Origin of the sequence: Neobacillus mesonae, assembly GCF_001636315.1 — a bacterium.
Lineage (GTDB): Bacteria > Bacillota > Bacilli > Bacillales > Cytobacillaceae > Neobacillus > Neobacillus mesonae.
Map to the genome: position 1 here is coordinate 75,637 of NZ_KV440949.1, position 13,576 is coordinate 89,212.

Sequence of the window (13,576 nt, forward strand, 5' to 3'; positions counted from 1 at the left end):
GCATGAAGCACTGAATGATCTCAGTGCTTTTTTGTATGGCGAGTTTGGTTCCTAATCATTTTCCCTATTTAATAAGCAAAAGAATTTCTATAAAGTAAAAGGTAGCAATTCAGTAGGAGTGAAAAGAAATGGAACCATTTATTAGAGTTGATCAATTTCATTATATAAAAGACTGCACACAAAAGCTGATCCATGCCCATGCTTCCATTAATGATCGGGATGTATTGGAGGCTTATAAATCTCTCAACCTTGAAAAAGTAACAAACTTGTTCGTTGAGATGGAGATAGAGAAAAAAATGCTGCTTCATCCCATCATTGATATTGAAAATAAAGAACAAGCGGAGGAATTCTTAAACAAAGTAAAGCTTTATGTTCTTCCGTTTAAAGAAGTTACACTGCAAACAGCCAAAAAAATACTCCCTAAGGTGAAAAAGCTAAAGCTCCCGTCATTGGATCCCGCCGATTTACTAGAATTATCTTACCTCGGCATAGATGATCAAGGATCACAGAAAAAATATCTCATTGCCTATCTTGATGGAATGCCGATCGGTGTTCCAGGACAATTTAATCCGATCAATAAAAAAGGGATCTGTGCTGTGTGTAATAAATTAGAAGAAGTCGGGCTGTTCTTGACCGAAAAAAAAGGCACAATCCAAGGTACCTTCACCAAAAAAGGAAATTACATTTGCCAAAATAGCCATAAGTGCAACCAAAACTTAACCTCATTAGAAAAACTAAACGATTTTCTTTTGCTATGCTTGAAATGAGTTAACAAAGGGTGTCAGACACCATGTGAAAAATTCACATGGTGCCTGACACCCTCTTCATCTTTTATCTTACTTTTTTTCGTCTCATCCATTGTGTGGCTGCCCATTTGTCGCCGATGATGACGGGGGCGCCGCCGTGGAGTGTTAAGTCATTTAAGGTTTGATCGTTATAGAAGTATTCGAAGTATACCGCCATTCCCTTTTGTGGGGAGACGGAGAAGTTCAGTTTTGGAAAATAGGTTTCCCCGCCCTGCTCGACATCGTTTAAGTACATTACGAGTGTGCTGATTCGGGGATTGTTTGAATTCGAAAAGAAGTCAAAATGAGCTTTATACTCTTGATCAATTTTATAATTTAATACTTGAATGCCTTCCCCGTGTTCTATAGGGATATTCATAATCTGCGAAATTCTCTTTTCAATTCTAGCAATCATCTCATTTTCGCCATCTTGAAAGAACATACTGCTGCTAGTCCGGAGTTCATTTGTGTCACGAGTGCCTCCGATTTTTGAACGATGAAGCCGTTCTTTTGACATTTCCATGAGTGCATCACATTCTTCGTTGCTTAAGACATTTCCTAAAACGACGATCAGTGGTTCTTCCATTCTAGCAATAATGTTTATTTCTCGATCTTCCGTTTTAATTTTATTCCCAATGTGATTAAAAACAGTCTGTTCTTTATAAGAGAATTCTTTAGCATCCATTAACAACTTTCATCAACCTCTTCTTATTAGAATTTTCCAAAAATTTAACGGGTCTGATTCTGAAAGTTGCCATCGCTTAGAAGAAATCTAGTAAAACTATACCTTCCATCTACTCATTATTCCTTCCTGCAAAAAAATTTCTGCTTAAGAATTTTACCACCTTTGAAATAAGTTTTTCTACATTTTTTTAAAATTTTTTCCAACCTAATAAATATTTATTGGTTAGGGGTGTCAGGCACCATGTGAAAAATTCACATGGTGCCTGACACCAAACCCTAATTAAAAAAGCTCTCTCAGTATTTTAGGATCCACATTTCCTCCTGATACCACAGCCAATACCCTTTCACCTTGTTTTGGGTGGGATAATGCTGCGGCTAGGGCGACTGCGGAGGAAGGTTCTATTAGTTGATTCATTTGGGTCAGAGCCCAGGTGAAGGCCTGACAAATTTGTTCTTCGCTTACAAGACGAATTTCATCGACGTATTTCTGGAGAATTGGAAATGTTTTTTCCCCAGGGGTATTGGTTCTAAGGCCATCCGCAATGGTTCCGGCAGCCTCTGAGCCAATATTGACTCGTTCGCCGGCTTGCAAGGATAGGAATGTGTCATTTGCAAGTTGGGGTTCCACCCCAATGACCTTCACGTTAGGATTAGATTCCTTAATCGCCGTGGCCACCCCTGAAATTAAGCCTCCGCCTCCGATTGGAACATACACGGCATCTAACTCGTCCACCTGTTCGAGAATTTCCAATCCAATCGTACCCTGCCCCGCCATAATATCATAATCATCATACGGTGGGATGAATACAGTGCCTTTGTCTTGTAGCAAAGAACCAGCATAGGACAATCGTTCATCAGAGGTGGTTCCATGCATGACGACGTCAGCGTTATAGTTTTTAATAGCTTGCAATTTTGGTAGTACAACATCCGTAGGTGTTACGATGGTCGCCTTGATCCCCAAATGAAAGGCATTGCACGCAACCGCCTGCCCATGGTTTCCTGACGAAGCGGTAACAACATGTCTAGCCCCGATTGCTGCTTCCTTTCTAATCTTGTTCGTAGCCCCGCGTACCTTAAACGACCTTGTCAGCTGTAAATGTTCTGCCTTTAGAAAAATAGTATTTTCTCCGTTTTGGGACAATGGATCGCCATAGGATAATACAGGAGTTTTTTTAATAAAAGAACTAATATTTTCCCTAGCTTCTTGAATTTTAGATAAAGTAAAAATCGGAATCCCCTCCAAATTATAATCGCGGACTTTTTCGAGACTTAGCGGCCTGTTCAAATGCATAGGCTAACCTGATTAATATACCTTCACTGTAGGCGGTTCCGGCAAATGTTATACCAAAAGGTCTACCATTCTTCATATATCCAGCCGGTACGGCAATTGATGGATACCCAGCTTTGGCGCAAATCGTGGAACCTAAATAAGAAGGAAAAAGAATGGCATCAAGATGATATTTTTTCAAAGCAAAATCAATGCCTTCTTCCTGGGAAAAATACACATCTTCCAATTTGGCGTTTAAATATTCTGGACTTCTTAATGTATTAGGAAGTAGATCCCTCTCTTCAAATTTATTCTGACCATATTTCAATGCCCTGTCCTTATTGTCTCTGTTAAATTGAATTAACTCTGATAATGAATGTACAGGCACATTTGACGGCAATTGAGAAAGATAATTCTCTAAGCTGTGTTTCAACTCATGGAGATTGACTCCCCAGTTCCACTCTCTGTTGAATGATGGTATTTCAATATCTTCTATTACGTTGGCACCTTGATACCTAAGCGTTTCTACTGCATCTTTATATAACTCTTCGTCATACTCTTCGTCACTACGAAAAATACTAGATGTATAATTAAATACGCCTATATTGGCGCCAGTAAGACCCTTTTCGTCTAAAAAAATGGAATAATCTTTTTCCAGCCTTCCTTCACTTTTATAGGTTGCCGGATCCTTTTGATCGACACCTGCCAGTACCCCTAATAAAAGTGCAGCGTCCGCCACATTTCTTGCGATCGGACCAGCTGTATCCTGTGAATATGTAAACGGAATAATCCCTCTGCGGCTGATTAACCCAACTGTCGGTTTAATCCCTACCACTGAATTTTGAATTGATGGGCTTAATATCGATGCATCTGTTTCAGTCCCAACGGATACCACGGTAAAATTAGCAGCAACGGCAACGGCCGAACCAGTGCTTGAGCCTCCAACGAAAAATTCACCGGGCCCATAGGGGTTTAATACTTGCCCTCCCCTTGAACTATACCCTGCCCACATTTCTGTAGACACAGCATTTGAAAATTCCGTCATATTGGTTTTACCTAAAATAATGGCCCCCGCCTGACGAAGCTTTTCTACAAGAAACGCGTCACAGCGCGCGATATGGTTTTCTAACGCAATCGAACCTGCACTTGTATGCATGGAATCACCAGTTTCAATATTATCCTTTAACAAAACTGGAATTCCGTGCAAAGGGCCTCTGCTTCCCTTGGTTTTTCTTTCCTGATCGAGTCCCTCAGCGATAAAAATTGCATCAGGATTTATTTCAAGAATGGAATTTAACCTTGGCCCATCCTGGTCATACGCTGCAATCCTATCTAAATAATACATAACCAATTTTTTCGAAGTGATTTCCCCATTTTCCATCGCCCTCTGTAAATCACTAATCGATAATTCTTCCCTCAAAAACTCATTAAAATTAATAGCCATCCCCACACCCCTGATCACATTACTTTCTTTATTTTACCATAAGTAGAAAAATTCAATAAATAGAAAAAATAGAAAAAAAAGTTAAAAGGTGTCAGGCACCATGTGAAAAATTCACATAGTGCCTGACACCCACCTTAAACAACTCTATGCTTTTATTGAATGGTCATATACTTGTACATCTAACATTTCTAACTGTGATGCTACAACTGTCGTTCCGGTTAGATCTCCTGTTACGTTTGTTGTGGTGTGGCCAATGTCGATGATTGGCCATATAGCGGCTAATATTGGTACAAGAGTAAGCGGGAGTCCAAGCGTAGACAGTAATACGGTTGACATAACTACTCCTGCACCTTTCACGCCAGCTGCCCCAATCGATAGGACTAGCCCCAGGAATACAAATTGAATAATCGTCGAAAATGTAATAGGCAGGTCGTACAAATTTGCTGCAAATACAGATATAACACCTAGTGCAACAGCCATTCCATCCATATTGACAGTTGCACCAAGCGGCAGCGTAAAACCGTAAATTTTCTCCGGTATCCCTAAATTTTTATCGGCCACTCTCATAGAAACCGGAAGTGTAGCATTACTTGAAGTAGTACTTGCCGCAACTAATACGGCAGGAGATATATTCCGATAAAACCGAAGTACATTCTTTCGAGCAAGGAATTTTATAAATATAGGATAAAAAACACCTAAAACAATAATTAAGGCGATATAATCTGCTAAAATAAAGCGTCCTACCTCCGCGAGCATCTTACTGCCTAAAGTACCGGTCATGTTTGCAACTAAAGCTAGAATTCCATATGGGGAAATATACATAACGAATTCGGTGATTTTGATCATCAGGTCCGCACTTTCATTCGCAAGCTTTTTCAAACCGCTCACACTGTCTCCAAGAACTAGCAGCGCCACCCCTATAATGATTGAAGCAATAATGATTTGAAGCATGTTGGTTTCAGCCATTGCCTTCACAATGTTAGATGGGAACCATCCGACAATCTGGTTTATAAAACTAAATTCAACATTCTCCACTTTTTGACTGGAATCTAGTAATCCAACGGTCCCTTTTCCCGGATTGATGATAAAGGCAATTAATACTCCTACTGCAGTTGCAAGAAGGCTGGTGCAAATAAAATATACACCAATTCTTCCCCCTACTGACCTTACCGCACGAATATCTTCCATTTTCGTAATACCAGCAATCAAACAAAAAAACGTTAATGGGACTACAAGAAATTGAAGCAGACTAATAAAAATATCTCCTATAGGCTTTAGCGTTGCTGCTTTTGGTCCTAACATCAGCCCGAGGACTATTCCTATTAACGCACATATAGCGATCTGGGTATATAATTGTCTCTTAAACCACCATTTCATTATTATTCCCCCTCGTACATTAGAAAATTAATTTTCTACTCTTGGAGAATGAAATCTAGCTGCGATTCTTTTCAACCATTTTTTGAGTGATTATGAGAAACTCTTCGATATCCTCGATGCGATGACAGTGTAATGGTGAGACCCTTATCGCCCCTATCATTCCAAACGACTCTATCATTCTTTTAGAATAAATGCTTGTGGCAACACGCTCGAATACAATTACGCCTTCCTCTTCATATTGACGGACAGCCTCTTTATAGTCTAAATCTTCTATACTCATAGCAACGATTAAATCCCTTTTGGAAAGGTCCTTATAATCAAGATGAACCGTTACCCCAGGTATATTTCTTAATCCAGGAATCTTTTCCGTTCCATCAAGCAATGTTTCAAGAAGTCCCCGTTCCTGTAAAGCAATCCTCTTCATTCCTTCAACGAAAAGACTTCTTCGTTCCTGTTCATTGGAAAATTTACTGCCAATCCAGCAGACATAATCGACTACTTCACTAATAGCCGCAAAATGGGCTGGTACTGGGCTTCCCAGCTGTAAATCACCATCCGCTTTCCCATATAACCTGTGATGCGGCAGGTTTGCTGCTCTTTCAGAAAGGTAAGCAATCCCACATCCCCTCACACCAAAAAACTTATACGGTGCAAAGTTAATGGCATCTACAGGTGTTTTTTCAATATCGATGATTCCATGCGGCGCATGTTGTACAGCATCCACCACAATAAATAAATTAGGCTTTATTTTTCTAGCCTCTTTGACAATTGTCTCAATATCTAATATCGCTCCGGATACATTGGATGCATAAATGACGCTAAGGAGACTAGTATTCTCGTCAATAAGTTTTGTTATTTCATCAACATCTACTCCTCCAGTTACTGGGTTTGTATTGGCAACCCGAAGTTCTCTCCCTAATTTATTGGCGTAAAACTTGGCTGCATCGAAGGCTGATGGATGTTCTAAAGCGGTTGTTACAATGTTTGTTCCTTCCGTATTTTCAGCAATTACACCTGTAATCTCAAAGATGGCCTGTGAAGCCGTAAAATAAGTGTTTATACTTCCCTTTTTAGCATTGAAAATCGTTCTCGCATCGTTTATTCCCTTTTGTTCTACATCTAGTAAATATTTCGAGGTTTCATGATTCCGCTGAGGGCAATTAGGAATTAAATCGATCTGATGAAATACTTCTGTCGCTTTTTTTAAACGAAATGACCCCCCGGCATTATCGAAGAAAATTCTTTTCCTTTGCTTTACTGGATCAACATCAATATAGGAAAATTTCTCTCTAATTTCATTCAACAATTCGTTACTAAATAAGGTCTCACTTTTTAGTTTAGCCATTTGAACAAACCTCCATTTTTAGAAAAATATAGTAAAATTATTCCTCACTTTATAAACAATTTTTATAACAATCATTGAAATACTTACGATGAAAAATGATGCAGTTAGAGAGTAGAAACTAAGTAGGTCCGGGGATATTTTGAAATAATCTTCAATATTAATGCCTTTCATGTAGGCATTAATATTCATGATCATAGTTAGGTAAATTAGGCCGGCGAAGAGATGGAGTGTAAATGAAATTATGAAAGATTGAAAAATGATTTTTCGAATTCTCAAAGGCATCATCCTTTTTTAGTAATTCTTTAAACCTGCTAAAGTCGATGTTGAGAAATATTTTGTAAGGTTCATACGCGGTATTTGGAAAGCGCTTTTATTTTACTGAATGACATATTCCCCTCCTTTTTTGATTTTTGTAAAACAAAGTATGATTCTATGTGTTATAATGGTCAGACCATTATAACATGTTATCTATAAACAACTTTACATCACAAATTAATGTTTGTAAATATGGAATTTTCATAATTTTCAAATTTACATTCTGATATTATTCTTCTAAACTAAAACAAAAAGGAGTAAAAAAATGAATTTGAAATCGATTCAGAAAAAAAGTTTATCTGAAGAAATAGTTATTCAAATCATTCAGTACATCCGTAATGAAAATTTAAAAGCTGGTGATAAATTACCTTCCGAAGATCGACTGGTGGAAAAATTTCAAGTCAGTAAAACGGCAGTTCGCGAAGCACTTAGTATTCTAGCGTCAAAAGGTATACTAGAAAAACGACCGGGGATTGGGAGTATCCTTAGAGAAGTTACTGGAAGCACACTCGTAGAGGATCTGACAACCCAGTTGATTATTAATAAGCAATCATTAAGAGAAATTCTAGAGTTCAGAAGAGTGATTGAGGTGGAAGCAGCCTGGCTTGCAGCGGAAAGAGCAACAGAGGAACAAATGAAAAAAATTAAAGAGGCACATTTAGAGTTGATCCATCAGAATCAAAACGGAGAAATTGGAATTCAAGAAGATTATCGGTTTCATTATTTAATCGTTGTTTCCTCAAACAATTCTATCTTTGAAACCATATTCAATACAATCTCTTCAAGAATTTTTGAAGCAATCAAAATTACTAAAAAACAATCTGTTATGCTTTCACAGCAATATATTACCGAAACTCATGAGGAACATCAACGGATTACCGATGCCATTTTATCAAAGGACCCCAATTCAGCCCGGTTAGAAATGTTAAATCATTTACACAAAAATGAAGAGAAATTATGGAATAATGAATTGAGTCTATAATAAAAGGATGCCAATGCCCCCCTATTTTGTTTATTTAGGAGGATTCCTATGGTTGACAAGGAATATACGGTTAAAAGAAGCTTAAGAATGTTTGAACAGGTAGCCAATAGAATTGCTGATTATATTATATCTGAAAACCTTCCAGTTGGGGCTCAAATTCCTACCGAAAGAGATTTGAGTGTTACATTAGAAGTTAGCAGATCATCGATAAGGGAAGGTCTGCGTGTTTTAGAGCTAATGAAGTTTCTCGAATCCAAACAAGGTGGCGGCACCTTTGTATCAAAGCCGCCCTATTTCATCATCCCATATTACGAACTAAAGAAAAATCCAGGTTCTGATACTCTCTATCAGTATTATGAAATGTTTTTAGAAAATTCGCGGTTGATCGTAATTAATTATCTTAAAAAAGCGAAATCAGTCAATCCTGTTGAGCAATGGCTTTATTTAAATGAGACTTGCTCATGGGAAGCATTCTGTAAACTGCTTGAAAAACTAGGTTCTACAATAGAAAATCCCTTATATTTATCTTTATGGTCAAGCACAAAAACCTTTTTAGAAGGGCACCATTATTTTAACAACCTAAAAGACAATATCCCATACGTAGAATTCTTCGAATGTTTTAATAACAAGGATTTAGAAAAGCTAAATCAATTTTTTGACAAATGTTGTCCTTAAAGGTGTCAGGCACCATGTGAAAAATTCACATAGTGCCTAACACCCAATCTTATATTTTGATAAAAAAATAGTAAGAAGAAAAAACAATAGCTCCCAAGCCACCAAGTAATACGATGATTACATAGTAAAGCAGTAAAGCCGCTGGAATGATTGGGACTAGTATCATGAGTAACCCTAAAACCACAAATACCTTGCCGCCGAATCGGTGTGTCTTTTTCCAGACATCTTCACTCGCCAAAGTCCACGGTGTGCGAATACCGATAAAATAGTTCGGCTTAAATTTCGGGCTAAAGTTGCCAATAAAAATAAACAATAGTCCAATTATTTCCGGAATGACATATTTGGGATTTATAAAACCGAGGCTAGTTATCAAATGGACAGCCTGAAAGACGAATAAAAATAATAGAATTCCGTTCATAATCAAGGCATAGGTGTCTCCGAAACGTTGATAATTGTTCTTCTTTGGGTCAACCTTAGGTAAAAGAATTCTCATCAAATAGAATAATAACATTATTCCGGGGAATAAAAATGCCCCATAAGATTTATCTGCAAAGCTATTAGGTTCCCCTCTAAAGTTCCAATGAACACCTATCTGGTCCGGTAAATATGGATAGGCAAAACACGTTCCGATCATACTGATGATCAATAACACCAAGCCAAACCAATGCCTTTTCATGTCATCACTCCCCGTCATCCTTCTTTAAAAAATCCATGAACCATGTCACTACGTCTTCAAACACGCTTGTATTTAAAGAGTAAATGACCTGCTGCCCCTTCTTCTCCGCATCGACCAAGTTTGCTTGCTTCAGTAAATTCAAATGATGCGAAATACTTGGTTTTGTCATGTTAAAATGGTCCGCAATTTCCCCAGCCGATAAATCCTGCTTTTTCAACAAATGAAGAATCTTTCTCCTGCTTGGGTCAGACAACGCCTTAAAAGCATCATTCATGCCAATCCCTCTTTTCCAGTAAAGCATTTCTGAAAACTTTTGATTAGGTATTTAGATAATTATCTAAATATATACTATTTCTACCTACACAAATGTCAATTACCAATTTTGTTGCTTCCAGGTACCATTTAAAAAAGCCGCCTTTAATGAAAACAGCGGACAAATTTTACAGATATAGTTGAAAAACTGCAGATAAGTTCTTAAAAATTGCAGATATAAATGAAAAAGTGCAAATGCCTAATCCCTTAATGTGTAGGGGAATATCAGAAAGATGCCTTCTTACTAAAGAAAAGCTCCCTATAATGGATTAACGAAATTACTTTATTAATTTTCAACCGAAACCCTCTTCATTAATCGCTTTAATTTATTTTCTGTATCTGTTTCCTCTACTGGTGTATAGATACTGCACCGTAAATCCATATCACCTTGTACCTGAAGAGAAGTTAAATTAAACAACATTTTGCCTACTTTTGCATGTCTGAATTCAATTATCATTTCTGGAGCCTTACTTACTTGACTTTCTTGCCATAAATCCTGAAATTCTGAATGTGAATAACTCATTTCTTTAATAAATTGGTTGTACCATTCATCGCCTAAATAGTGTCCATAATAGGTACGGAAAATAGCAAGAAAACCTTTCGCAAAATGTTCCCAATTGACGGCCAATGCTTTAAATTCTTTTCTAGTGAACACTAAACGAATCAAATTTCTTTGATCATTCGGTATTTGGTCAAAATCTAAAAAAACATGAGCAGCTGCAGGATTCCAGCCCACTATATGGCAATGTCGATCCGTAATGATAGTCGGACAATATGTTAATTCAGTAAGTATTCGCTTTAAAGAAGGGCTAAGCTCTGATTGATTCTTTTTTTGAATTGAAATTTCTGATTTTGTCTCTAATGTTAGGTCATATAAGTAGTCTCTTTCATCATTATTTAATTGTAGAGCTGTAGAAATACAATCAAGTATGTTTGAAGAAACTTTTATATCTCTTCCTTGCTCTAGCCATGTATACCAAGTGGTACTTACACCTGCTAATTGTGCAACCTCTTCTCTTCGTAATCCAGGTGTCCTTCTCCGGGTTCCAGCAGGCAAACCAACAGACTCTGGCTTAATTTGGGCACGCTTAGCTTTTAAGAATGTCGACAAAGCTTCCAGCCTAGTTTTATCATTCATTTTTAAAACTCCTCAACTAATCATTTAACCTATTAGTAATTATACCATGATAAACTATCACTTGTAATAGGATAAAGGGGATGTAAAATACAAGTAAATTATTTTTTTGGAGGGATGAAAAGTGGAAAGAGTTGTGATTACCGGTATGGGGATAGTGTCACCTATAGGAAACAACGTCCAAACATTTTGGAACAATTTAATTAACGGGGAATCTGGTTTATCCACTATCGATACATTTGATGTTACTAATCATAAGACAAAAATTGCAGGTATCGTCCAAGATTTTGATGCAGATGAAGTTTTAGGAAAGAACGAAGCTAGACGTTTAGATCGTTTTTGTCAATTTGCTTTAGCTGCAGCTGAACAAGCTTGGATAGATTCTAAGTTAGACCTAGATCGTATAGATGTAGAAAGGTTAGGCGTATATGTAGGTTCTGGTATAGGGGGTATTGAAACCTTGATTGAAAATATTGATGTTCTTAGACAGAAGGGGCCAAGAAGAGTTAGCCCGACCCTAGTACCTGCCATGATTTCTAATGCTGCTGCAGCACAAATTAGTATCAAGTGGAACGCAATGGGACCTTCTATGTCGCCCGTTTCTGCTTGTGCTATTGGAAATACAGCTATTGGTGAAGCCTTTAGAATAATTCGTTCTGGAGAAGTTGACATTGTGTTCGCAGGTGGAACAGAGGCAGCTATAACAGACTTATCAGTTGCAAGCTTTGGTAATGCTACAGCATTATCAACAAGAAACGATGATCCTACTAAAGCTAGTCGTCCATTTGATGAGAATCGAGATGGATTTGTCATGTCAGAAGGAGCTGGAATTCTAATCTTAGAATCTTTATCTCATGCTTTACGTAGAGAGGCAAAGATTTATGCAGAAGTCATTGGATATGGTGCAAGTTCAGACGCACACCATATCGTAGCTACACATCCGGAAGGTAAAGGGGCCTATCTTGCAATGAGATCAGCTTTAAAAAATGCAAATATATCACCTGAAGAAATTGATGTTATTAGTGCCCATGCAACAAGTACAAAAGTGGGAGACATCTCCGAAACGATGGCTATCAAGCAGCTGTTTGGTAAACAAGCTTATCAGATTCCAGTAACAGCTAATAAATCTATGATCGGTCATATGTTAGGGGCAGCAGGCGGGGTTGAAGCAATTGCTTTAGCAATGAGTTTAAAGGAAGGTATAATTCCTCCAACAATTAACTTAGAAAATCCTGATCCATTATGTGATCTCGATTATGTACCATCTATTGCTCGCCAAGTGAAAATAAATACGGGTCTGTCTAACTCATTCGGTTTCGGAGGTCATAATGCTGCAATTGTTTTAAGGAAATACGAGTGAATAAGAATAAACTTTCTTTCGTAAATCTAACCGTTTCTTAAGGAAACGGTTAGATTTATTTCGGTGATAGAGCTTCATTCATATCATGAACATTCGGTATTTTTTCTATTGAAATACCCGAGGATTCCTCCTGTGTATGCCGGATGAGCGGAATTTTTTAAAAAATAATGGTTTTGTCTCATCACATAACGCCAAACGGCCTGATCAATGGCTGTAAATTTTCCTACTGTTGGTTCACAACATATTTTTGTAAGTGTTTCGGAATTCTTGCTGCTGTTTTTTCCATTTGCTATTCCTCTCCTTTAAAAAATAAAAAAGAGAGTCCTCACGCCCCCACTAGGGACGAAGAAACTCTCCGCGGTACCACCCTTTTTGACCCGCATAATTTCCTATCCTATTGAGGATACGGGGAAGTCTTATATAAAAGAAATGACCTGACTGGTCCTGACGATGAGGGAAATAGACCATATCCGGATCGACCAAAACAAGTATCTATTCAGCAACCTAATAGTAAAAAATATGACCTTGCTAAAGAATTTACGATATTTATAGTAAAACATGAAAAAACAGCGGTCTTCATCTTTTCAGAAGAGTACCGCTGTTTTTCTATTTAAACTAACTTGCTAGTAAGGCTGGGGACTCATCGCCGCTATTTGCTGATTGATGTTCAAGGATGTATTGGAGCATGAACATAATTTCTTTTTTATCCACTTCCTCCAAGTCCTTATTTGTAAACTTATTAGTATGTGAGTAAATTTTTTCTAGAGATTGATAGGCTTTATTTTTCTGACCTTTTTCAAACGTTTTAATCACGTCTTCCAATTGAGCGCTAAGGGATGTTTTGATTCCATTATTCCCCTTTGCTTGTTTTACTAAAGAAATCGCATTTTCGATTGTCGCAGATGTAATAAATACTTCAATGGTTTTCGTCTCCGAAACATTATGCACTTTATCGATCGCACGGTATTGAATGGAGTTTTTACCCTCTTTACTTACGGTAAGCCCCTCTTCATAACGTTTCCAAGTTGCACCGTTATCTAGGCTATATTCAATATGCGAAACGCCGATTCCTGCATCTGTTGCTGCTAAGGTTATTGTAACATCATGAAGATACGATCCATCTTTAAAATCAATCTGTTCAAATAGCAAAGTTGTATAGCCCTTAAATTTATCTAATAAAAAATTATAGAAATTAATAGTCACTTAAGATAGATTTAAT

Annotated in this window: 13 protein-coding genes; 4 read left to right on the forward strand and 9 right to left on the reverse strand. The window is 37.5% G+C overall.

The window, feature by feature from the left end; all coding sequences use genetic code 11:
- The first annotated feature begins 128 nt into the window (after positions 1–128).
- Entirely contained in the window at positions 129–767 is a 639-nt protein-coding gene (locus A6749_RS00345; protein ID WP_066383292.1) for a FusB/FusC family EF-G-binding protein, read from the forward strand.
- Between the two features lie 64 nt (positions 768–831).
- Here the strand turns inward: A6749_RS00345 and A6749_RS00350 are convergent, their stop codons facing one another.
- The 5 genes from A6749_RS00350 to A6749_RS00370 form a co-directional block, all read right to left on the reverse strand.
- Positions 832–1,470, reverse strand: coding sequence for a 2OG-Fe(II) oxygenase (locus A6749_RS00350; protein WP_066400555.1), 639 nt, complete (start codon positions 1,468–1,470; stop codon positions 832–834).
- 279 nt (positions 1,471–1,749) lie between these two features.
- On the reverse strand, positions 1,750–2,760 hold the full coding sequence (locus A6749_RS00355) for a threonine ammonia-lyase (RefSeq protein ID WP_330220434.1): 1,011 nt from the start codon (positions 2,758–2,760) through the stop codon (positions 1,750–1,752).
- A complete protein-coding gene (locus A6749_RS00360) occupies positions 2,714–4,180 on the reverse strand; it encodes an amidase family protein (protein WP_066383295.1) in 1,467 nt (488 codons plus the stop codon). Before A6749_RS00360 ends, A6749_RS00355 begins: the two co-directional genes overlap by 47 nt.
- 144 nt (positions 4,181–4,324) lie before the next feature.
- On the reverse strand, positions 4,325–5,557 hold the full coding sequence (locus tag A6749_RS00365; RefSeq protein ID WP_066383299.1) for a dicarboxylate/amino acid:cation symporter: 1,233 nt from the start codon (positions 5,555–5,557) through the stop codon (positions 4,325–4,327).
- A 55-nt stretch (positions 5,558–5,612) separates the two neighbouring features.
- On the reverse strand, positions 5,613–6,902 hold the full coding sequence (locus A6749_RS00370) for an aminotransferase class V-fold PLP-dependent enzyme (RefSeq protein WP_066383303.1): 1,290 nt from the start codon (positions 6,900–6,902) through the stop codon (positions 5,613–5,615).
- Between the two features lie 580 nt (positions 6,903–7,482).
- Here A6749_RS00370 and A6749_RS00380 point away from each other — a divergent pair.
- Positions 7,483–8,199 (forward strand): FadR/GntR family transcriptional regulator, encoded by a 717-nt coding sequence (locus A6749_RS00380; protein ID WP_066383320.1) that lies wholly within the window; start codon positions 7,483–7,485, stop codon positions 8,197–8,199.
- 48 nt (positions 8,200–8,247) lie between these two features.
- The gene (locus tag A6749_RS00385; protein WP_066383325.1) at positions 8,248–8,874 is read left to right on the forward strand and encodes a FadR/GntR family transcriptional regulator; all 627 of its coding nucleotides are present in this window, start codon (positions 8,248–8,250) and stop codon (positions 8,872–8,874) included.
- 49 nt (positions 8,875–8,923) lie between these two features.
- Here A6749_RS00385 and A6749_RS00390 read toward each other — a convergent pair whose 3' ends face one another.
- The 3 genes from A6749_RS00390 to A6749_RS00400 form a co-directional block, all read right to left on the reverse strand.
- Positions 8,924–9,550 carry an SdpI family protein gene (locus A6749_RS00390; protein ID WP_066383328.1) on the reverse strand — a complete coding sequence of 209 codons (627 nt, stop codon included), beginning with the start codon at positions 9,548–9,550 and terminating at the stop codon, positions 8,924–8,926.
- 4 nt (positions 9,551–9,554) lie between these two features.
- Complete coding sequence (locus A6749_RS00395; RefSeq protein WP_066383329.1) at positions 9,555–9,824, reverse strand: autorepressor SdpR family transcription factor; 270 nt, start codon at positions 9,822–9,824, stop codon at positions 9,555–9,557.
- A gap of 324 nt (positions 9,825–10,148) precedes the next feature.
- A complete protein-coding gene (locus A6749_RS00400) occupies positions 10,149–11,000 on the reverse strand; it encodes a helix-turn-helix transcriptional regulator (RefSeq protein WP_066383336.1) in 852 nt (283 codons plus the stop codon).
- 121 nt (positions 11,001–11,121) lie between these two features.
- Between A6749_RS00400 and fabF the strand changes: the two genes are divergently transcribed.
- A complete protein-coding gene (gene fabF, locus A6749_RS00405; protein WP_066383338.1) occupies positions 11,122–12,357 on the forward strand; it encodes a beta-ketoacyl-ACP synthase II in 1,236 nt (411 codons plus the stop codon).
- A gap of 615 nt (positions 12,358–12,972) precedes the next feature.
- Here the strand turns inward: fabF and A6749_RS00410 are convergent.
- A complete protein-coding gene (locus A6749_RS00410) occupies positions 12,973–13,506 on the reverse strand; it encodes an OmpL47-type beta-barrel domain-containing protein (protein WP_153042984.1) in 534 nt (177 codons plus the stop codon).
- Between the last annotated feature and the right edge of the window lie 70 nt (positions 13,507–13,576).

Bases quoted from the DNA above. Each gene is read 5' to 3' on its own strand.
- A6749_RS00350 (WP_066400555.1), bottom strand. From the start codon at position 1,470: ATGGATGCTAAAGAATTCTCTTATAAAGAACAGACTGTTTTTAATCAC.
- A6749_RS00380 (WP_066383320.1), top strand. From the start codon at position 7,483: ATGAATTTGAAATCGATTCAGAAAAAAAGTTTATCTGAAGAAATAGTT.
- A6749_RS00370 (WP_066383303.1), bottom strand. From the start codon at position 6,902: ATGGCTAAACTAAAAAGTGAGACCTTATTTAGTAACGAATTGTTGAAT.
- A6749_RS00390 (WP_066383328.1), bottom strand. From the start codon at position 9,550: ATGAAAAGGCATTGGTTTGGCTTGGTGTTATTGATCATCAGTATGATC.
- A6749_RS00355 (WP_330220434.1), bottom strand. From the start codon at position 2,760: ATGCATTTGAACAGGCCGCTAAGTCTCGAAAAAGTCCGCGATTATAAT.
- A6749_RS00345 (WP_066383292.1), top strand. From the start codon at position 129: ATGGAACCATTTATTAGAGTTGATCAATTTCATTATATAAAAGACTGC.
- A6749_RS00385 (WP_066383325.1), top strand. From the start codon at position 8,248: ATGGTTGACAAGGAATATACGGTTAAAAGAAGCTTAAGAATGTTTGAA.
- A6749_RS00400 (WP_066383336.1), bottom strand. From the start codon at position 11,000: ATGAATGATAAAACTAGGCTGGAAGCTTTGTCGACATTCTTAAAAGCT.
- A6749_RS00365 (WP_066383299.1), bottom strand. From the start codon at position 5,557: ATGAAATGGTGGTTTAAGAGACAATTATATACCCAGATCGCTATATGT.
- A6749_RS00360 (WP_066383295.1), bottom strand. From the start codon at position 4,180: ATGGCTATTAATTTTAATGAGTTTTTGAGGGAAGAATTATCGATTAGT.
- A6749_RS00395 (WP_066383329.1), bottom strand. From the start codon at position 9,824: ATGAATGATGCTTTTAAGGCGTTGTCTGACCCAAGCAGGAGAAAGATT.